The 19,998-nt window shown below is 43.7% G+C and carries 19 protein-coding genes and 1 pseudogene; 5 read left to right on the top strand and 15 right to left on the bottom strand.

Going from position 1 to position 19,998, the window contains the following annotated elements; genetic code table 11:
- Positions 1 to 60: 60 nt before the first annotated feature.
- Both nirD and nirB read right to left on the bottom strand, forming a co-directional pair.
- Positions 61 to 402 (bottom strand): nitrite reductase small subunit NirD, encoded by a 342-nt coding sequence (gene nirD, locus JCM16456_RS15870; protein ID WP_068716301.1) that lies wholly within the window; start codon positions 400 to 402, stop codon positions 61 to 63.
- Positions 399 to 2,966 carry a nitrite reductase large subunit NirB gene (gene nirB / locus JCM16456_RS15865; RefSeq protein ID WP_068716299.1) on the bottom strand — a complete coding sequence of 856 codons (2,568 nt, stop codon included), beginning with the start codon at positions 2,964 to 2,966 and terminating at the stop codon, positions 399 to 401. The genes nirD and nirB overlap by 4 nt, the downstream gene beginning before the upstream one ends.
- A 271-nt stretch (positions 2,967 to 3,237) precedes the next feature.
- On the opposite strand from nirB, the pseudogene JCM16456_RS15860 reads away from it, so the two are divergent.
- Both JCM16456_RS15860 and JCM16456_RS15855 read left to right on the top strand, forming a co-directional pair.
- Positions 3,238 to 3,516: pseudogene (locus JCM16456_RS15860) on the top strand (amidohydrolase); the annotation flags it as partial.
- A gap of 57 nt (positions 3,517 to 3,573) precedes the next feature.
- Entirely contained in the window at positions 3,574 to 4,047 is a 474-nt protein-coding gene (locus JCM16456_RS15855; RefSeq protein ID WP_068716296.1) for a YbaK/EbsC family protein, read from the top strand.
- 148 nt (positions 4,048 to 4,195) lie between these two features.
- Here the strand turns inward: JCM16456_RS15855 and JCM16456_RS15850 are convergent, their stop codons facing one another.
- The 7 genes from JCM16456_RS15850 to JCM16456_RS15825 form a co-directional block, all read right to left on the bottom strand.
- On the bottom strand, positions 4,196 to 5,173 hold the full coding sequence (locus JCM16456_RS15850) for a DMT family transporter (protein ID WP_068716295.1): 978 nt from the start codon (positions 5,171 to 5,173) through the stop codon (positions 4,196 to 4,198).
- Positions 5,174 to 5,365: 192 nt separating this feature from the next.
- Positions 5,366 to 6,502, bottom strand: coding sequence for a 5-methyltetrahydropteroyltriglutamate--homocysteine S-methyltransferase (locus tag JCM16456_RS15845; RefSeq protein ID WP_068716294.1), 1,137 nt, complete (start codon positions 6,500 to 6,502; stop codon positions 5,366 to 5,368).
- A gap of 221 nt (positions 6,503 to 6,723) precedes the next feature.
- Positions 6,724 to 7,452, bottom strand: coding sequence for a type 1 glutamine amidotransferase family protein (locus JCM16456_RS15840; RefSeq protein WP_156430566.1), 729 nt, complete (start codon positions 7,450 to 7,452; stop codon positions 6,724 to 6,726).
- 4 nt (positions 7,453 to 7,456) lie between these two features.
- Positions 7,457 to 9,157 (bottom strand): assimilatory sulfite reductase (NADPH) hemoprotein subunit, encoded by a 1,701-nt coding sequence (gene cysI / locus JCM16456_RS15835; RefSeq protein WP_068718973.1) that lies wholly within the window; start codon positions 9,155 to 9,157, stop codon positions 7,457 to 7,459.
- Between the two features lie 227 nt (positions 9,158 to 9,384).
- The gene (locus JCM16456_RS23355) at positions 9,385 to 9,531 is read right to left on the bottom strand and encodes a DUF2474 domain-containing protein (RefSeq protein WP_408068389.1); all 147 of its coding nucleotides are present in this window, start codon (positions 9,529 to 9,531) and stop codon (positions 9,385 to 9,387) included.
- Between the two features lie 11 nt (positions 9,532 to 9,542).
- The gene (gene cydB, locus JCM16456_RS15830; protein WP_068716291.1) at positions 9,543 to 10,550 is read right to left on the bottom strand and encodes a cytochrome d ubiquinol oxidase subunit II; all 1,008 of its coding nucleotides are present in this window, start codon (positions 10,548 to 10,550) and stop codon (positions 9,543 to 9,545) included.
- Between the two features lie 18 nt (positions 10,551 to 10,568).
- Positions 10,569 to 11,933, bottom strand: a complete 1,365-nt coding sequence (locus tag JCM16456_RS15825) for a cytochrome ubiquinol oxidase subunit I (RefSeq protein WP_068716290.1) — start codon at positions 11,931 to 11,933, stop codon at positions 10,569 to 10,571.
- A 144-nt stretch (positions 11,934 to 12,077) separates the two neighbouring features.
- On the opposite strand from JCM16456_RS15825, the gene JCM16456_RS15820 reads away from it, so the two are divergent.
- The gene (locus tag JCM16456_RS15820; protein ID WP_068716289.1) at positions 12,078 to 13,490 is read left to right on the top strand and encodes an aminotransferase-like domain-containing protein; all 1,413 of its coding nucleotides are present in this window, start codon (positions 12,078 to 12,080) and stop codon (positions 13,488 to 13,490) included.
- On the opposite strand, the gene JCM16456_RS15815 is transcribed toward JCM16456_RS15820, so the two are convergent.
- The gene (locus JCM16456_RS15815; protein ID WP_068716288.1) at positions 13,487 to 13,810 is read right to left on the bottom strand and encodes a DUF1820 family protein; all 324 of its coding nucleotides are present in this window, start codon (positions 13,808 to 13,810) and stop codon (positions 13,487 to 13,489) included. The two genes, JCM16456_RS15820 and JCM16456_RS15815, sit on opposite strands and share 4 nt — an antisense overlap.
- Before the next feature lie 246 nt (positions 13,811 to 14,056).
- On the opposite strand from JCM16456_RS15815, the gene JCM16456_RS15810 reads away from it, so the two are divergent.
- Entirely contained in the window at positions 14,057 to 14,860 is an 804-nt protein-coding gene (locus tag JCM16456_RS15810) for a MetQ/NlpA family ABC transporter substrate-binding protein (RefSeq protein ID WP_068716287.1), read from the top strand.
- Between the two features lie 483 nt (positions 14,861 to 15,343).
- Here the strand turns inward: JCM16456_RS15810 and JCM16456_RS15805 are convergent, their stop codons facing one another.
- From JCM16456_RS15805 to JCM16456_RS15790, 4 genes are all read right to left on the bottom strand, one after another.
- Complete coding sequence (locus JCM16456_RS15805; RefSeq protein WP_068716286.1) at positions 15,344 to 16,735, bottom strand: cellulase family glycosylhydrolase; 1,392 nt, start codon at positions 16,733 to 16,735, stop codon at positions 15,344 to 15,346.
- A 195-nt stretch (positions 16,736 to 16,930) separates the two neighbouring features.
- Positions 16,931 to 17,302, bottom strand: coding sequence for a carboxymuconolactone decarboxylase family protein (locus tag JCM16456_RS15800; RefSeq protein ID WP_068716285.1), 372 nt, complete (start codon positions 17,300 to 17,302; stop codon positions 16,931 to 16,933).
- A 56-nt stretch (positions 17,303 to 17,358) separates the two neighbouring features.
- Complete coding sequence (locus tag JCM16456_RS15795) at positions 17,359 to 17,715, bottom strand: MerR family transcriptional regulator (RefSeq protein ID WP_068716283.1); 357 nt, start codon at positions 17,713 to 17,715, stop codon at positions 17,359 to 17,361.
- A complete protein-coding gene (locus JCM16456_RS15790; RefSeq protein ID WP_068718971.1) occupies positions 17,712 to 18,515 on the bottom strand; it encodes a TSUP family transporter in 804 nt (267 codons plus the stop codon). Before JCM16456_RS15790 ends, JCM16456_RS15795 begins: the two co-directional genes overlap by 4 nt.
- 89 nt (positions 18,516 to 18,604) lie before the next feature.
- On the opposite strand from JCM16456_RS15790, the gene JCM16456_RS15785 reads away from it, so the two are divergent.
- Complete coding sequence (locus JCM16456_RS15785) at positions 18,605 to 19,522, top strand: LysR substrate-binding domain-containing protein (RefSeq protein WP_068716281.1); 918 nt, start codon at positions 18,605 to 18,607, stop codon at positions 19,520 to 19,522.
- Positions 19,523 to 19,763: 241 nt separating this feature from the next.
- Here the strand turns inward: JCM16456_RS15785 and JCM16456_RS15780 are convergent, their stop codons facing one another.
- Positions 19,764 to 19,979: a DUF3820 family protein gene (locus JCM16456_RS15780; protein WP_068716280.1), complete on the bottom strand. Its 216-nt coding sequence runs from the start codon at positions 19,977 to 19,979 to the stop codon at positions 19,764 to 19,766.
- Positions 19,980 to 19,998: the final 19 nt, after the last annotated feature.

Raw genomic sequence — 19,998 nt, 5'->3', positions numbered from 1 at the left:
TGTGCCTCACTAAGACCCTTAAAATCATCACACTATATCAGTGTAAATAAACGCAAATGTTCAATTCATCATGGCTGACGTATCAATCTCAACCATCCCTTCATTGACCCTTACAGAATAAGCATGAACACTCATATCCTTGTTCTCCATGCATACCCCATCTTTTAATCGAAAACGCTGCTTTTTCAATGGACTAGCCACCCAAAGTTCCCCATTATGCTCACAAATGATACCCCGTGACAGTACATTTGATTGAGCAAATGGGTCTTGATTGTCGATCGCAAAAACTTGGTCCGAATCATCAGGACGAAATATAGCGATCTGTCGTGACTCGACTAATGCACAAACTCCAGTTCCCGGAACAATTTGTATTTTCTTACACACTTTTTGCCAATGACTCATAATTCACTCTCTACCGTTACATGCAAAATATTGCCTTTCAAATTAGGGTGCTTTTCGGTCCATGTAGCGGGTCTATGTTGCTGACGTTGAGAAACAAACACTACATTGTCATCACGCTTATCACTATTAATAAAGTGAGAAAAACGTGCTAATTGCTCAGGGTTATTCAAGGTTTCTTGCCATTCACATTGATAAGTATTGATCAAGGACATGATGTCTTCTTCAAGTTGCTGATTAATGCCCAACTTGTCGTGAATGACCACCTCTTTCAGGTAATCGATACCGCCTTCAAGATTCGATAACCATACCGAAGTTCGTTGCTGTTTATCTGCTGTACGAATGTAAAACATCATGAATCGATCGATGTATTGAATGAGCGTATGTTCATCAAGATCCGATGCTAATAAGTCGCCATGACGAGGGGTCATGCCACCGTTACCACAAACATACATGTTCCATCCAGCACTGGTTGCTATTATTCCCAAATCCTTACCTTGGGCCTCAGCACACTCTCGCGTACATCCCGAGACTCCAAACTTCATTTTATGTGGCGTTCTTATTCCTTTGTAACGATTCTCTATTTTAATTCCTAACCCCAAACTGTCTTGAACACCATAACGACACCAAGTGCTCCCAATACAGGTTTTCGCCATTCGCAAAGCTTTAGCATAGGCTTGCCCTGTCTCATATCCTGCTGCTATGAGTTGTCTCCAAATAGCAGGTAAATCATCTTTCTGTGCACCGAATAGCCCAATTCTCTGAGCACCTGTTATTTTGGTATATAATCCATACTGTTTTGCAACTTGTGCCAATACCTCTAGAGCTTCCGGTGTTACTTCTCCTCCAGCCATTCTAGGAATGACTGAGTAGGTTCCATCTTTTTGCATATTTCCCAGAAAATTATCGTGGGTATCATGCAAAGCAAGATGTTGCGGCTTTAGAATATGCTCTCCCCAACAAGAGGCCAAAATCGAACCTATCGTTGGTTTACAGACTTCACAACCATAGCCATGCCCATGCTTATGGAGCAGTTCTTCAAAACTTCGGATATTTTCGACACGAATGAGATGGAAAAGCTCCTGGCGGGAATAAGCAAAGTGTTCGCAAAGATCATGACGAATCTCTACTCCTGATTTTTGCAGTTCAGCATTCAATACCGATGTAACTAATGGCAAACAACCGCCACATCCAGTGCCAGCTCCCGTGGCTGCTTTCAACGCCTCTATGGTTTGATGCCCATCCGCAACAGCTTGGATAATTTGGGCCTTAGTAACATCAAGACATGAGCAAATGACAGCAGAGTCGGGTAAAGCATCAGCACCTAACGTTGGTTTTTCAGCCCCTGCATGGGCTGGCAAAATAAGCGTGTCTGGGTGTTCAGGCAACTCAATCTCATTTAACATCAGTTGCAGCAAATCACCATAGTCGGATGTATCCCCGACCATCACAGCACCCAATAATTTGGAGCCATCTTGCGAAACAACAACCCGTTTGTAGATTTCCTCTTGTTCATTCAAGTAGACGTAACTTCGACAACCAAGAGTACGTCCATTTGCGTCACCTATACTACCAACATTCACACCAAGCAATTTTAATTTGGCACTCATATCAGCACCCGTAAATTGGCTATCACCGCCGAGCAGATGATCGACCGCAATCGTTGCCATTTTATAACCCGGAGCAACCAACCCAAAAAACTTGTCTCTCCAAGACGCACATTCACCAATCGCATAAATAGAATCATCGGAGGTTAAGCATTGGTCATTAATCGCAATGCCTCCTCGTGTACCTAATTCAAGTTTGGCTTGTTTTGCTAGCTTATCTTGAGGTCGAATACCGGTAGAGAAAACAACGAAATCCACTTCTAATTCGCTACCATCTGAAAACTTGAGTGTATTTCGTGCACAATGGCCACTCGAGACGATCTCTTGGGTATTTTTGCTGGTATGTACCTGAACGCCCATGCTTTCAATCTTTTTGCACAGTTGCTTACCACCTTGCTGGTCTAACTGCTCAGCCATCAAAACTGGTGCAAATTCAATAACATGAGTTTCAACACCTAACGCTTTTAGTGCACCTGCTGCCTCTAACCCTAACAGTCCACCACCAATCACAACACCGCTTTTACTCTTTTTCGCACACTGTTCAATAGCATCAAGATCATCTATGGTTCGATAAACAAAACAATCCTTATTATCAGATCCCTTTACTGGAGGGATCCAAGGGTAAGACCCTGTCGCCAATACCAGTTTATCGTATTTAACTTCGCGCCCCGTGTTAGACAAAACGAGCTTCCGTTCTCTATTGATATGAATGGCTTTTTCACCAATCAGTACATTGATACCATTTTTCTCATAGAAGTCAGGCTTAACGAGAGACAATTCTTCTGCAGTGTGATGATGAAAGTAAGATGAAAGGTGAACGCGGTCATATGCTACACGAGGCTCTTCGCAAAATACCGTCACTTCGATATTTTTTAACGCTGTTTTTTCAACTAAATCTTCGATGAACCGATGGCCAACCATACCATTGCCGACAATCACCAGTTTTGTTGTTGTACTCATTGCTAACACTCTCAACACAGTTCTTATTGGGTTCAGTGTTAACGATGCATACGAATGGATCATTGATTTAAATTAACTTTATTAGCCAATACTTACAAAGGAGTACATACCTATAAAGTAGTACTTAAATATAAATATTCTCAATAAAAACATATAGATAATAATAAAGAACAGGAGCAAATATAACTCTCCATTAGGAAGTTCATTAACAAGCCCATTTCTGTATATATGAGGTAATTGGGGCTTATAAAAACCAACATCACATAGATTCATTAGAACCGGGGAAAAAGCCGATGTCATTGTGGTGGAAACCCATTCGATGAACATGATGCCAAACTACAATCCCTATGCTACTTTGGTATATCAAGCTAATCCTTCGAACGTCGAGTACACCATTGTTAATGGCAAAATAGTGATGGCCAACCGAAAACTCACCAACATAGATGAAGATGAGATTCGCACCAAAACGATCGCTATTGAAAATGACATCCGTATTTTTGCCCAAGAATTGGCTAAAAAGGCAATTAAGTCGAAAAGCATTATGGATTAATACCGCCACAATAGTGGCATCAATTTGGCTCACTTGAATCAAAGTTAAGGAGAACTTATGAGCGTAGAACAGGTGAAATCATTTCTCGCTGAGCGAGCACCAGAGATCACAGTCACCGAATTAGCAGAAAGCACCGCAACCGTTGCCGATGCAGCACAAGCTTTTGGTGTCGAGCCGGGGCAAATAGCAAAAACCTTATCGGTACATTTGGAGCAAGGTGTTGCTCTTATTGTTATGGCTGGCGATGCCAAAATTCATAACGGCAAATTTAAACGTTTGTTTGGTTTAAAACCGCGGATGCTAAAGGGCGAAGAAGTGCAGCCATTGACCGGTTTCTTCCCCGGAGGAGTTTGCCCTTTCACCACTCAAGTGGGTGTCGCCGTATTCTGTGATGAGAGCTTAAAAAGCTACGACTTCGTTCTACCAGCAGGTGGCAATGCTAACTCAGGAGTCAAAATTACGCCCAAGCGCTTAGCTGAGATTTGCCTTGCCAAGTGGATTGATGTGGCAAAAGAGCCGGTTGAAGCGTAATCCAATAAAGTAGTAACCCCTCGCATTAGGTATGCTTTGTGGATTTTTCCAGATACAACATTTGACTGATTGAACAAAATTAAGCCAACGTAAAAAGGCAGAATCATATCTGCCTTTTTACTCTATTTGCCTCTACCAAATAGCGGATCTACACCGCACGCGCTTCAACAACTTTGGCTTTGGCCTTTTTCTTACGTCCTGCCCGAGCACTCACAATTTGCACGCTTACAGCAGCCATAACAACAAGGATCATTCCTAAATAACTTATCCAATCAAGATGGGATTCACTAATGATATTTGACCACAAACCAAACAATACACACAGCTCGGTGAGCACAAACACCACCACAGGAACCAGTGCGATAACCGCGCTCACCTGCACAGTTTGCCAATAACGTAACGCTTGGGTAAACGCGCCATAGGCAACTATGGTATTGATACAACAAAACAGCATGACCCATGTATCATCGCTACTCATCGTCATCAATTTACTTGGTGTTGAAAAAGGTGCCATCGTGACTGTAGCGAGAATGTAGATCATCAATAAGATATTGGATGAGCTCAACTTATGAAACAGCGTTTTCTGGGTAAGCGCATAAATACACCAGCTAAACGCCGAAATAAAAATAATCACTAACCCCGTGATAAGCGTATGCATATCTCCCTCGTAGGTTCCCATCAAGACTGGATGGAAAAAAATCAACAACCCAACGATAAGCACACCAAAGCAAACCGCTTGAGGAAGAGAAATACGCTCTTTCAAAAAGACATAGCCACCTAATGCCATAAAAATAGGCGAGACTTGCATTGCTAGCTGAGCAACCTCAGGGCGTAAATAAGTCAGCCCCCAAGCAAACAGTGTGTAGTTAACAATTAAAAACAGTCCGGAAGCAATAAGACGAAACCATTCAGCACGATTCAGTGACCGAAGTTCGTAGAGTTTATGATGTTGCCATTGCCACAAAAACACCACCACAGCAGCAAAAGTAAAGCGCGCCCAAGTGAGGGTCACGGGGTCAGCAAAACCACTCGATAATTTCAACGCAATGGGAATCATGCCCCAAAACAAAGCGGTAGTTGAACTTAGCAATAAGCCAATCATAAAATGGTGCTTTGCATTTTCCATTTACGCTCTTTTCTCCTCAGCCGTTCGTTCACAAACAATAAAAAGTGATGATATCACGGGGAAATTGGCAAGGAATTAAGTATTTAAGTCACGCACAATAAAAAACGGTTGATAGCCAATGGGAGGGCAATCAACCGCGAAAGATGTCGGATCTGTTTTTATAGTGTTTTATTTGGCTGTTTTAAAAAGAAATTACGCTTGTTTCCATACCTCTGCAACAATGTCATTGATCAAACGAATTTTGGCCCACTGAGCGTCGATGGTCAGTTTATTACCTTCTTCCGTTGATGCAAAACCACATTGAGGGCTTAAGCACAGGTTATCTAGTGGTACGTATTCTTGAGCTTCTTGAATACGAACTTTAATTAAGTCTTTATCTTCTAGGTCAGCAAACTTAGAAGTCACTAAGCCAAGCACAATGCGGCTACCGTTATTTGCCCAGTGACGCAGTGGCGCAAAATCCCCAGCACGATCGTTATCGTACTCTAGGAAATAGCCGTCATAGTTAGTCGCAAACAACTGTTCAGCCACAGGCTCGTAGCCACCGGAGAACAACCATGAAGAAGCATGGTTACCACGACAAATGTGAGTGGTCACTACCATATCTTCTGGCTTACCTTCGAGTGCTCCATTGATGATATCTGAACACACTTTAGCGATATCGTTAACATCGATGCCTTTTTCTTTTAACTCTGCACGTTTGTTGGCGTCGGCCAAAAATGCCCAGTTTGTGTCATCAAACTGCAGGTAACGACAACCAGCCGCATAAAACGCTTGCACCGCATCGCGATACGTTTTCGCCAAATCAGCATAGAAATCATCAAGGTTTGGATAAACTTCAAGCAGTTTAGACGTATCGTTGTTAGCCAATACTTCTTGACGCAAAATCATGGTTGGGGCTGGAATTGTTGCTTTCGCGACAAACGAGTCGTCGGTTTCAGCCGCTTTCTTTAGAAAATCGAAGTGACCAAGAAATGGGTGATCTGCATTGAAAGAAACTCGGTCAATCACACGGATGTTGTATGAAGGCGCAGCTTTACCATGGAATTTTTGGTTGTAACCTTGGTCTGGTACGTAACCTTCAATACCATTTAGGTTTTCTAGAAAATCGATATGCCAGAAACCACGGCGAAATTCACCATCGGTGATCACTTTTAGGCCAGCCGCTTTTTGCTGTTCAACTAACTCAGTAATCGCACGGTTTTCCACCTCGGTCAGATCACCTTGAGAAATGTTACCCGCTTTAAAATCAGCACGAGCTTGATGTAAATAGTCTGGACGTAAGTAGCTACCTACAACATCTGAACGGAAAGGAGGACGAATTGCCATGAAAGTTACCTCATATATTTATAGTTATCCTGTGATTATGAAACCATCCTAATAGATGGCTAGACGGCTGTTAATCCAATTTTTTTCATATTGATCATGAAGAAAATTCAAATTCACTGTGCATATTTGACCATTTTTAATCATCAAGTTAGGGAATGATTTGGGTCTGTTTTTTAAATCAACAAAAGGGATAACTCACTGTAAGAACCCAATAAGAGCGGTTAGCTCACTAGAGGGTGAACACTAGAGTAAGTTGCGATAAACCGCCTGAGCATGTTTATCCCCCAAATTTCCTCACGCTGGAATTCCAAAACCGCTTCATTTCCTTGCCAATATTGAGGCCGTCGAACCAACCAAGTCACCATAGCCGACCAAGTGAAACCTACCTGCGAGTGAATCGAATAGCAGTTCTCTCGATATTTCAATGCGTAATTAGCAATAAAAGGACTGCTTAATAATAACTTAGCAATATGAGGAATCTGTTTAACACAATACTGTAATGTGGAAAAACTGACACAATACGCAGGGGTCATGACCAACATTGCATCATGAGATGCTGGCATCTCAAGCAGCATAAGTCCCACCTGATTAGGCTCACTCACTTTAGTAATCTGCCCACCTAAGGCTTCAGCTAAATAAAGATGCCCTTCGCCAAAAGCAAACAACGGAATATCGTTTACATATAACTGACGTAAACAAGGCAGCATCGATTGGCGGTACAACTCATAGTCTTCGCTGTACCACAAGCCACAAACAACGACACAATCAACCGTTTCTAACGGTATCGCATCCAACTGAAGAGCGGATTCAACCACACTATACTGATTATTGTCCAAACCCAACGCATGACTGAGCCACTGGGAATGTTCCCCAAGTGGCATCGATGCTGCGTCCCTTGGCCTATCAAGCTGGAGGAAAATGACCAAATTACTACTAGATGAGGATCTCATTCACCTAGTCCACAACGTTATAAAAATCGATTGTCGCGTTTAACACCGGTTTAACGATGCCGACCCGCACAGAAAAATCACCAAAAGATTCATGCGATTCAGCCTCTACAGCCCATCGGGCAAGGTAACCATCAAGTTCATTCATAATCACTTCAGTTGACTGATTAGAGTTCACCAAACGGGGGATTCTTGTACCTTCAGCATTACCACCTATATAGAAATCATATCGACCTATCGCACGCCCCACTAAACCCACTTCGGCCAACATAGCGCGACCACAGCCATTCGGGCAGCCTGTCACACGAAAAACAAAAGAACGGTCCGAAATGCCATGCTTTGCCAGCAACTTATCCACATAAGCGGAAATATCTGGTAATACTCGTTCTGCTTCTGCCATCGCAAGTGGACACGTAGGGAAAGATACACAGGCCATTGAGCTTTTACGCTGATTGGTCATCGCATCGTTGATTAGGTGATATTGGTGAGCCAAATTATCTATCATGCTCTTATCTTGTTCAGCGACGCCAGCGATGATCACATTTTGGTTCGGTGTTAAGCGAAAATCACCTTGATGAACTTCAGCAATTTTAGCCATGCCTGTTTTGACTGGATAATGGGGAACATCCAAAATACGCCCACTTGGAATATAAAGAGTTAAGTGATGCTTTCCATCGACCCCTTTAGTCCAACCAATACGATCGCCACGTGCTGTAAAATGATAAGGGCGAACAGGAGCAAAAGTCATTTTTGCCCTTTGTTGGACCTCTGATCGATAAGTATCAATACCCACACGATCGACAGTGTATTTGGTTCTGGCATTACGACGATTAGAACGGTTTCCCCAATCACGCTGTACAGATACCACTGCTGCAGCGACATCCAGCGTCTCTTCTAAAGTGATAAAGCCAAAATCACTTGCCAATCTTGGATACGTTGATTGATCTCCATGTGTCATGGCTAAGCCACCACCCACTAACACATTGAAACCAACCAAGCGTCCCTCTTCTTCAATAGCAACAAAACTGAGGTCATTCGCATGAACATCAACATCATTTTGTGGCGGGATGACAACTGCAATTTTAAATTTGCGAGGTAAATAGCTACTGCCTAGAATCGGCTCACTCTCTTGCTGCAAATCCAGCTTTTGTTTACCTAGCCACACTTCCGCGTAAGCATGCGTGCGCGGTAAAAGGTGTTCAGATATTTTCTTTGCCCATTCATAAGCCTCTTCGTGCAAAGAGCTTTCAACAGGATTAGAGGTACATAAAACATTGCGATTTACATCGCCAGCCGTTGCTCGAGAGTCTAAGCCTAACGAATGTAGGAGACGATGCACGGGTTGAATATCGTGTTTCAACACCCCATGCAACTGTAGCGTTTGTCGGTTCGTTACTCGCATTGAACCATATTGAGTGTGAGAAGAAGCAAACGTATCCATACCTAACCATTGCTCCGGAGTAATAATGCCACCAGGTAGGCGAATTCTTAGCATAACGGTATGTAATGGCTCCAATTTTTCCTTGCTACGTTCAGTACGGATATCTCGATCATCCTGCTGATACATTCCATGAAATCGGATTAATTGAAAATTGTCGTTAGTAAACCCACCCGTCGTTCTGTCTTTTAAGTCTTCTGTAATCGTGCCGCGCAGTAAGTGACTTTCACTTTTCATACGTTCGTTATCGGAGAGTTTTTCATTGCTCATCATCTATTATCCATTGTCAAAATGATGGGAAAAAATTAGCACTCCTGTTTGGTTTCAAGTAGATACAGAACTAACATAAAATCATATAACAGAAATTTTTATATAATTTTGGTTATATGACAAACCCAATAACATAATCGCCGACGCCGGAACAAAAAAGCCCCAGTTCCACGAAAATGGGGCAAAGAAAGCCTGCGATGCGCAAGCTCAACACATCAAGCAGCCACTTAAGACACTTTGAGTCCGGCTGCAGTCATCAATAGACGAAAGCCCATTGAAACAATACCTAGTGCAACGACACTAGAAGCCCAAATGGCGAATAACCATAGCCATTTTTTGTAAACGGGCTGAGCGTTTTGTGTATGATTCATCATCTCCTCCACCATTAATGGTATGCCTCACCTTCTTTGACTTTGCCGCGAAAGACGTAGTAACTCCAAAATGTATAAATCAAAATCACCGGTAAAATGAACAGTGCACCCACCAGCATAAAGCCTTGGCTGATTTCAGGAGATGCCGCATCCCAAATCGATACCGAAGGGGGAATGATGTTTGGCCACAAGCTGATCCCAAGACCAACAAATCCAAGTAGTACAATGACAAGAGAAGAGATAAAGGGCATTTTTTCTTGCTTATGTTTTAAGCCATGTAGCGCACAGTATGCCGCGATCAAAGTACACAATGGCACCAGTAACAGAGCATAAGCGTTCTCTGCATTGAACCAACGAGCTTCAATACGCGGCTGACTTTGCAATGTCCATAAGCTCACGACAACAACGAACACAAGTAGCAATGCCAGCAGTTTTGGCGCTAAAGCAAAACCGTGTTGCTGAGTTTGCCCATCGGTCTTCATGATGAGCCAAGTTGCCCCTAGCAACGCGTAGGTCGCCATCAAACCAAGGCCACAAAATAGAGGGAAGGGAGCTAGCCAATCCAATGCGTGTCCTACAAACGTCTGATTTTGAACATCAAACCCTTGAACGACAGAGCCAACCACAACTCCTTGACAGAACGTAGCTCCCATAGATCCAACAATAAATGCACGATCCCAAAACTGGCGATGTTGGGTAAAGGCTTTAAAACGAAATTCAAAGGCCACACCACGGAAAATCAGCCCCACCAGCATTAATGTCAGCGGTACAGTTAACGCATCGACAATGATCGAATAGGCCAGCGGAAACGCGCCATATAAAGCCGCGCCTCCCAGCACTAACCAAGTTTCATTACCATCCCATACTGGTGCGACAGTATTGACCATGGTGTCACGTTCACGTATATCACGAGTCACAGGCATAAGAATCCCGATCCCCAAATCAAAGCCGTCCATTACAATGTACATCAAGGTGCCAAACACAATGATGACAAACCAGACGACAGAAAGATCAATATGCATCTTTAGTTATCCTCTTGATTAAATTCGGCCAGATAGCGTTGGTAGTTCATGTTCAACTTCATCATGATCTTTTGGTCCTGCTTTGATTTGATGAACCATGTAGAGATACCCGATACCAAAGACGCAGCTATAAACAACAATGAAACAGATCAAACTGATGCTCATGTGCAGATCGCCGTGAGCAGAAACCGCATCACGTGTTCGTTGCACGCCATACACCACCCAAGGCTGTCGCCCAACTTCGGTAGTAAACCACCCTGCCAAAATGGCAATCAAACCTGATGGTCCCATCAGCAAAGAGAATGTTAAAAACCACTTGTTTTCGTACAACGACCCTTGCTTGCGCAGCCAGAGACTGATAACCGCTTGCAAAATCATCAACAAGCCAAGCCCAACCATGATACGAAACGACCAAAATACGACGGTCGAATTAGGTCGATCTTCTTTGGGAAACGACTTAAGTGCTGGAATCGGTTTGGTCAGACTGTGATTTAAAATCAAGCTTCCCAAGTATGGGATTTCCAATTTGTAGTGCGTGGTTTCGGCCTCCATGTCTGGGATACCAAACAAAATCAGTGGCGTAGGCTTACCGTCAGCGTTATCCCAGTGACCTTCAATTGCGGCAATTTTGGCAGGTTGATACTCCAACGTATTCAAACCATGGGCATCTCCCACCAAGGCTTGCAATGGAGCAACGACCACGAGAAGGCCTAGCGCCATTGAGAACATTTTTTTCACGGGGGCGGTTGTGTTGCCTTTCAGAAGTAACCATGCCGCTGATGAGGCAACAAAAAGTGCAGTACTTAAAAACGCAGCAACTGCCATATGAGATAAGCGATATGGGAACGATGGGTTAAACACCACCTTGAACCAATCCACAGGAATCACTCGGCCATCCACGATCTCGTAGCCTTGCGGCGTGTGCATCCAACTGTTCGAAGAGAGAATCCAGAACATGGAAATAATCGTGCCTAACGACACCATGCAAGTAGCAAAGAAATGCAGTTTTTCACCAACGCGTTTCCAACCAAACAGCATCACCCCTAGGAAACCTGCCTCAAGGAAAAACGCCGTCAGCACTTCATAGGTCAATAGCGGCCCGGTAATACTGCCGGCAAATTTGGAAAAACCACTCCAGTTGGTACCAAATTGGTATGCCATCACCAAGCCGGAAACAACGCCCATTCCAAAGTTGACAGCGAAGATTTTCGACCAAAAGTGATAAAGGATTTTGTAATCGGGATTACGTGTTTTTAGCCATAACCCTTCCAATACTGCGAGGTAAGTGGAAAGTCCGATGGTAATGGCAGGGAAAATAATGTGGAAGGACACAGTAAAGGCAAACTGTATCCTCGCCAGTAAATAAGCGTCGAGACTGAACATAACTTCCTTCCGGTAACTCTTGTTATAGTTTCGGAATGGTAAAATTTGCCTTTTAGATATAACAGATACAGAATTGATCTATAAATCTATAACAGATTGAGCCTAATATTGTGATCATATTAACAATCAAGCACGTACCTCATCATGGCTAAATACGAAAGTTTGGTCGCGCAAATCAAACATCAAATTGAATCTGGCGTCTGGAAAATCGGCGACAAGCTGCCCTCCTTGCGTAAGCAAGCAGAGCAAAGTGGCATGAGTTTGATGACCGTGTTACACGCCTATCAGATGCTGGAATCGCAAGGCTGGGTCACGTCCAAATCCCGTTCAGGCTACAGTATTGCTCCACGGATGGAAAACGTCACTACATCCCCTATCAAAGCAATTCGCTCGATAGAATCGATTGATATTAATGACTTTATTTTTGACGTGCTCCAAGCAACTCGTAATCCTCACATGGTGAGCTTTGGTTATGCGTATCCCGATCCTAGCCTCTACCCTCGTCAACAGTTGAATAAGTCGTTAGTCGCTGCAGCTCGCGATCTTTCAGTCTCTAATGCCCTTGATAATCTTCCACCGGGAAATGACACGCTTCGTTCCATTATTGCCAAACGCTATGCAGCTAAAGGGATGAACATCTCCCCAGATGAGATAGTGATTACCGCTGGCGCATTAGAGGCGTTGAGTCTTAGCCTTCAATCGGTCACACAGCCGGGAGATTGGGTGATTGTTGAAAGCGCTACCTTTTATGGGGCGTTGCAAACACTAGAACGCTTAGGTCTCAAAGCGCTCTTTATACAAACCGACCCCAAACTGGGAATGGATTTGAACTCGTTAGAGCAAGCGCTGCAAACCCACTCCGTAAAGGCATGTTGGATGATGACCAATATGCAAAACCCACTGGGATACACCTTATCCGATGAGAAAAAGCGAGCACTGGTCGAACTGCTACAACGCTATCAAGTCCCATTGATTGAAGATGACGTGTACAGTGAATTGTATAACGGAGAAGAGTTACCTCTGCCTGCCAAAGCCTTTGGTCACGAGAACATCATGCACTGCTCCTCATTTTCCAAATCACTCGTGGCAGGTTTTCGGATTGGCTGGGTAGCCGCGGGCAAACAGGCGTTGGCAATTCAAAAGCTGCAATTAATGACGACGGTGACCACCAGCGTACCCATTCAGCTCTCGCTAGCGCACTATCTCAGTACCCGCAATTATGAAAGTCACTTGCGCCAACTACGACGCAAACTGCATCTGCGTAAGCAGCAAACTGTAAAATGCCTGCAGCAGCATTTCCCGAGTGATGTGCTAATTCACGTCAACGCTGGCGGCTACTTTGTTTGGGTTGAACTGCCTAAGCAAGTCGATACGCTCAAGCTCTATCACGATGCGTTAGCTAAGATGATCACCATCGCGCCAGGGAAAATGTTTTCCTCCATGGAAGAGTTCAGTCATTGCTTTCGCATCAATACCTCATTTGAACTCACTGAACCGCGCATTCGAGCGATAAAAATGTTGTCTTCGCTGATTAAGGCGCAGCTCAATCACGCTTAACGAGATGGGGTGTAAATTGGGCTGGGGAATTGCGTCACTTTATCACCAAGATCAACAATTTTTGCCGAGCCTTGTTCTGCCACTTGATCGATACGCAGCACGCTGTGCAATGGGATATAAGTTCGTTCCACTTTCGCAAACTCGTTTTTTAGCCGTTCATGACTTGGGTCGACGACTATGGTGGTGTGGTTGTCCCACACAAAATCACCCAGTTCGATAAAACCGAACAAGCTACTGGTCACTACTTCATGGACGTACACTTCATACCTTTGACCAGCTTGAATAAAAGAGACTTTATACAGAGGATTCTTTGCACTCATAACTCGCTCCTACACCGACTCAACAATAAGAATAATGTTGAATATTTAATCGCTACCAAGGTTCTCAACACCCCGGTCTTAATATGCATATAAGCTTCTATCGATTGATATATGGGAGCTGAGGCTATTTTTCAAGCGCTTCTTAACCATAACTAACTGGAATAAAAATAGTGATTGCAACTTTCGATTTGATCCGTACTATGGGCGTTTAGATGTCCATACGTCTCAACACTCAGGAAGGAAGTCATGAAAGGAATAAAAGTCATTAGCCAATTTTGTTTAGCTGCGGCCTTAATCACAGGTCTAACCGCGTGTGGACAAGAAGATACTCAAGAAATTAAAGTCGGTGCAACGGTAGGACCACACGCTCAAGTGGTTGAAGCGGTAGCAAAAGAAGCCGCCAAACAAGGTCTCAAGGTAACGCTCGTCGAATTCAATGATTACGTTACGCCAGATGCCGCCCTTGCCGATGGCAGCATTGATTTAAACAGCTACCAACACTTACCGTTCTTACAGAACTACAATGCTAACCATAACAGTAACTTGGTTTCTGTTGGTCAATCAATCTTAATGCGTATGGGCGTTTATTCTAAGAAATACAAATCGTTAGAAGAACTACCAGACAATGCGCGTATCGCGATTCCTAACGATCCTACCAATGGTGGTCGTGGCCTACTGTTACTGCAAAGTGCCAAACTGATCCGTCTAAAAACAGGGATTGGTTATAACGCCACAGTGAACGACGTGATTGATAATCCAAAACATTTTGAATTACTTGAAATCGATGCAGCTCAGCTACCTCGCACATTAGACGATGTTGATGCCGCAGCCATTACCATGAACTACGTGATGTCGGCAGGGCTTGATCCTAAGCAAACTGGTATTTACATGGAACCTAAAGACGCACCACTTGCCGTAATGGTGGTTGCAGCCCGCGCTGAAGATAAAGACAACGCTAACTACAAAAAATTTATGCAGATTTTCCAATCTGAAGCCACAAAACAGTTTCTACAAGATACATTCAAAGGCACCATCGAACCGGCGTTTTAGTTCACACACCGCTTCATACCTTGTTCACTTAAAACGCCCTGAATGGGCGTTTTTTTATATTGGGAATCGACTCTAAATGAGTATTAGGCCGAGGCGTTTTAGCGGTCTTACTAAATCAACGTTTCAAGGATGACTTGGATTATAGCCCCCCAGATCTAGAGGCCAAGTTTACTATGCCACTACACATCACTTATATTTACGAGATCAAACAGGGCACTATTAACGTAAACGAAATACGCAAATTGGTTACCTTCCGCGCAAATTCTTTGACGTCCCCCCTCTAACTCCCCCCTGGTTTGGCTACATCATTAAACGGGATTTTATTGCAGGGGGGAGGACAAGTTTTGCGCTTGGGGTATGTTCCGTTGATCAAATTAGCAGCGGTCGATTAGCGGGACAGATACTTAAAAAACAGTAGTGCCCATAGAACACTGCTGTTTATTCGTTTTCGGTTTGCGCTTTAATAAACGCAGGGCTTATTTCTTATTGGCACACATCGCCAGTTACTGCAGAAGCATTACCATTGCCGTTACCAATAAATCCGATTTCTACCGTTTCATTTGGCGCAATACTGCCGTTCCAATCCAAATTGGTTGCACTGTAAGAGCCGCTTAAGGTTGCCCCCCAGCTTTGGGTAATTGTGGTGCCATCGGTATATGACCAATTCACATTCCAACCATTGATGGTGCTATCACTGGTGTTAGTGATGCGAATTGCACCTTGGAAACCGCCTGACCAGCTTGAAGTAATCACATGCTGACATGAAGCCGTTTCTGTTGATGTACCGCTATCGCTGCTGCTTGAATCATCTCCGGTCGAGGTGCCCGAGTCACTTCCTGTGTCACTGCTTGAGTCTGAAGAATCAGAGGAACTATCAGAACTGCTGTCATCATCTGTGCTGGCAACTTCGGTTCCCCAGTTTGAGATGATATTTTTCACATAAGTACCAGAGGCCGTCAGATCGCTTGCCGACCAATTACCCTCAGCACTGGCACCGGAATTAATGATAGAAGCCCCTTCACTCTTATCACTCACTGCCCAGTTTAGGTTAGTGATATTGTTGGTTTTAAGAAAATCCATCCACGCATCAACGCTAGATTCAGCAACACTACCGTTACCATCTGCATTAACAGCGCCCCATTCGGTCACCATCAATGGAATACCGTTATTTAACGCGGTAATGGCTTTATTACGCAAAGATTGACCGTGCGTTCCTGCATAAAAGTGGAGTGAATACGCGATATTCGTACCGTCGATAGGGTCTTGCGAGGCCACATCAACATCCTGCGACCACGTTGGCGTTCCTACCACAATCAAGTTGTCGGCATCTATTGCTCGGATAGCGGAAATAACATCTTCCGCGTAAGGTTTGATGACATTTGACCAACTGACAGACAGTGGCTCGTTGTAGATCTCATAAATGACGTTATTTTTGTCACCATAGCGCGTCGCCATGGTTTTGAAGAACTCAATAGCCGATGCTTTTTTATCTTCACCATGGTGTGTGTGAAAATCGATAATCACATACATATCATTGGCAATCGCTGCATCAATGACTTTTTCAGCTCGAGTAAGGTTACCCGATGGATCTTCAAGGTAAGAACCGCTTTCGTCACCGCCTACCGCGACACGGACAATGGAAGATTTCCAATCGTCTTTAAGCCACTTAACAACGCTGGCGTTGTACATTTTTTCCTGTCCCCAGCCAGTGTTGCTCCAAAAGAAGCTATTACCAGCAAAGCTTTTCACTTCACCGCCACTGAGAATTTGATTACCACTGACCGTTAAAGCGGGGACATCTGCCAGCGCACTACCACTGATAAGTGCCATAGCAAGCGCAAGAGCCGAAGGGGTGATTCGAGTTACTTTTTTCATTTCTATTTCCCTATATCCACACATTGGATATGCATATAGTAAGATATAAAATCACTTTCTATGATTCATGCAATTAATGCTTGGAATGAAGAAAACAGAAATGAACTAAGGCGATGCCATCCTTGGGATCGAAAATCCAATTTAACGAGAAATGACATCCCTCTTGTTGCAAACTTGATAATGGCACCGCAGAAATTAGCGCGTTGCCAGCACTTCTTTCAGCATAAACATGCCGTTAAGTGCTGCTGGGAAGCCAGCATAGCCTGCCATTTGGATGATAATTTCTTTTAGCTCATCTTCTGTAACTCCAACGTTAAGCGCTGCATTTAAATGAACTTTCAATTGAGGAAGACAACTTCCCATCGCGGTTAATGCCGCCACAGTTGCAATCTCACGGGAGCGCAAATCAAGACCGTCTCGAGAATAAATATCGCCAAATGGGAAAGCTATTGTCATCTTGGCTAGATCTGGGCAGATATCTTTTAAGCTGTTTATGACTTGATGCCCTGCTTCACCATCGATGGTATTAAGAAGTTCCAAGCCTTTTTCAAAACGTAAGTCTTTCATTATTGGTTCCTTTCAATTAAAGAACCACTAGGTTACAAGTTAGAGTTCACTCTAAGTCAAGCCACTTTATTTTCTCGATATAAATCGATTTTTTTCTCCAAAGCGGTCAGTAACATTTTTTGCCGCTCAATGTGTAACAACAAGGCTTCACGATGCTCTTCTAACAGCGCTTGGCGAGCATGAACGGTGTGGCTTCCTTCGGCACGAAGAGAGGCATAACGCAAAATGCCCTCTAATGGCATTCCTGTTTCTTTTAACTTGAGAACAAATTCAACCCAAGCTAAATCTCGTTCCGTGTAAACACGATGTCCGCTCTTGCTACGTTGAATATTACGGAGCAAGCCGATTTTTTCATAGTAGCGAAGCGTATGAGCACTGAGACCAGTGACGGAAGAAAACTGCTGCATATTCATAAGAAAGCTAAATCCTGCATTGGGAATTGTTCGTAGATCAATTTCAATGTCATCGCTAACGTGACCGTGATAAATACGGGACGAACCAAGCGATGTCCATGGGACATTACCAAGCGACTTCCAGCAAGAGAGCCAATGATCTGTCCGATGCCCATTACGATACCAAGAACATAGTCTACATGTCCTAAATAGATGAAAAGAACCAATGAGATAACATTGCCTGTTAAGTTGAGCGGCTTAGTCATCATCGAAGCGCCTTTGGCGGTATAACCAAGCAAAGCAATAAAGGCAACCATCCAAAGAGAACCTGTGCCAGGCCCAAAGAAGCCATTATAAAAACCCAAGACCAATCCACCTAAACACATAAAGAGGCTGAGCGACATTTTAGGTTCACTGGCTTGATTCTTCTTAAGTTGCCCGGAAAAGATAGAGTAGATGGTGATTAAAATCATCAGCGCTGGAATCAATGCTTCTAGTAACGCCTTATCCAAAGCATCCACGGCGAAGGTACCTATGATTGCCCCAAGGCTAGTAAAGGCTATCCCTAAGCCCAATTTTTGCGGATTGATTTGTTGATGAAGTAGAAAAGAGAGCGACGTAGTAGACTCCCCAATCACCGCCTGAAATCGGTTGGTTCCCAGTGCCAACATCGGTGGCAATCCACAAAACAATAGACAAGGCACCGTCAATAGCCCACCGCCACCAGCAATGGCGTCAATAATGGCTGCGATGACCGCCACAATAAAAAGAAAGGCATAGATATCAAAAGATAAGGTAAAGAGTTCGCTCAAGTGATTCATCCCAAGTTCAGTAACGTGAGCCATTTGTAACATGGGCTAACATGTAGTTAAATTAAGCATAATTAACTCATACATTAAGGAAATGGTTAATGATTAACTCACAGGAAGTGGCATTTTTTATTACCATCGCTTCTAGCTCATCCCTAGCGGCAGCGGCGCGAAAAATGAATGTGACTCCACCGAGCGTTTCACAGCGCCTACAACATATTGAGCAGAAACTGGGGGTAACGTTAGTCGAGCGCAGCGCTCGATCCATTGCCTTAACCGCAGAAGGAAAGCTGCTCGCCACGCGAGGAAAAACGCTACTGGCAGGGTTTGACGCTCTTTATGACGACCTTGCTCACCATAAAGAATCCCTTTCTGGTAAGTTAAGAATTGATGGACCTTTTGGTTTAGGTATGAAGCACGTCGGCTTAATTATCGGCGAATTCCAACAGCGTTATCCTGAATTAGAAATCGAGCTGAATTTATCCGAATCACCACGATGGGATCCGATTAATAGCCCCGACATTTTGCTCTACATCGGCCATTTAAAAGATTCGTCATTAAGACGAGTGGTATTAGTGAAAAACCGTCGTTTATTGTTGGCAGCTCCTCACTATTTGGCCTCAGCGCCGCCCCTCAATCATCCTGAAGATCTGACCAACCATCGCTGTATTGCACTTAGAGAAAATCAGGAAGATGCCACTTTATGGCGTTTTACTCACCATGCCACAGGTGAAGAGAGCAATATTCGTATTCGACCCTGCTTAGCCAGTAATGTGGGACACATTATTCGTGAGTGGGCGGTTCAGGGACTAGGCATTATTCAACGCTCATACTGGGATGTGACCGAAGAGCTACGTCAAGGGTCGTTAGTTGAACTGCTTCCTGAGTATCAATTTGCGAGTGCCGACATTGTTGCGCTCTTAGCTAATGAAGAGAAATTACGGCCGCAAAAAGTGAATTTGTTTCTCGACTATCTCAAAAGCCGTCTTCCTCAACTTATCACTGAAGGCCCACTATAGTATGAGCGGTTGGATGAATACGGTTCACATCATCCCAATTTGAAACGTCAGACAAAAAAAAGCTCGGTGACAAAACATTCACCGAGCGATGTATCAATATTCGTTTCACTGTAGATACAGGAAAGATATTCTTATTAACGAGTTAAAGAGTCAATTAGATCAATAGCAAAACCTGTTGCATATTTAAGACGAATACATAAGTTTATTCTCAATAAGCCTTGTCTTAATAAGTCATTGCGGTTTACATGCGTTTAAGCGGTTTAACTACGCTATCTAATCCTTCGATTTTTAATGCTAAACAGAGCTGCAGCAGTTCGCCGAGTTCACCTTCAGGAAACCCTTTTTTATCAAACCAAAGCAAATACGCCTCTGGTAAATCAATTAAGTAGCGCCCTGCATATTTACCAAATGGCATCTGCATGCGAGCTAATTTGAGGATGTGTTCTTTGTCTAACATAATTTTACTCTCGACCACG

It is taken from the genome of Vibrio tritonius (genome assembly GCF_001547935.1).
Lineage (GTDB): Bacteria > Pseudomonadota > Gammaproteobacteria > Enterobacterales > Vibrionaceae > Vibrio > Vibrio tritonius.
The sequence above is the reverse complement of the archived record's forward strand: the minus strand, read 5'-3'. Positions and strand labels throughout refer to the sequence as shown.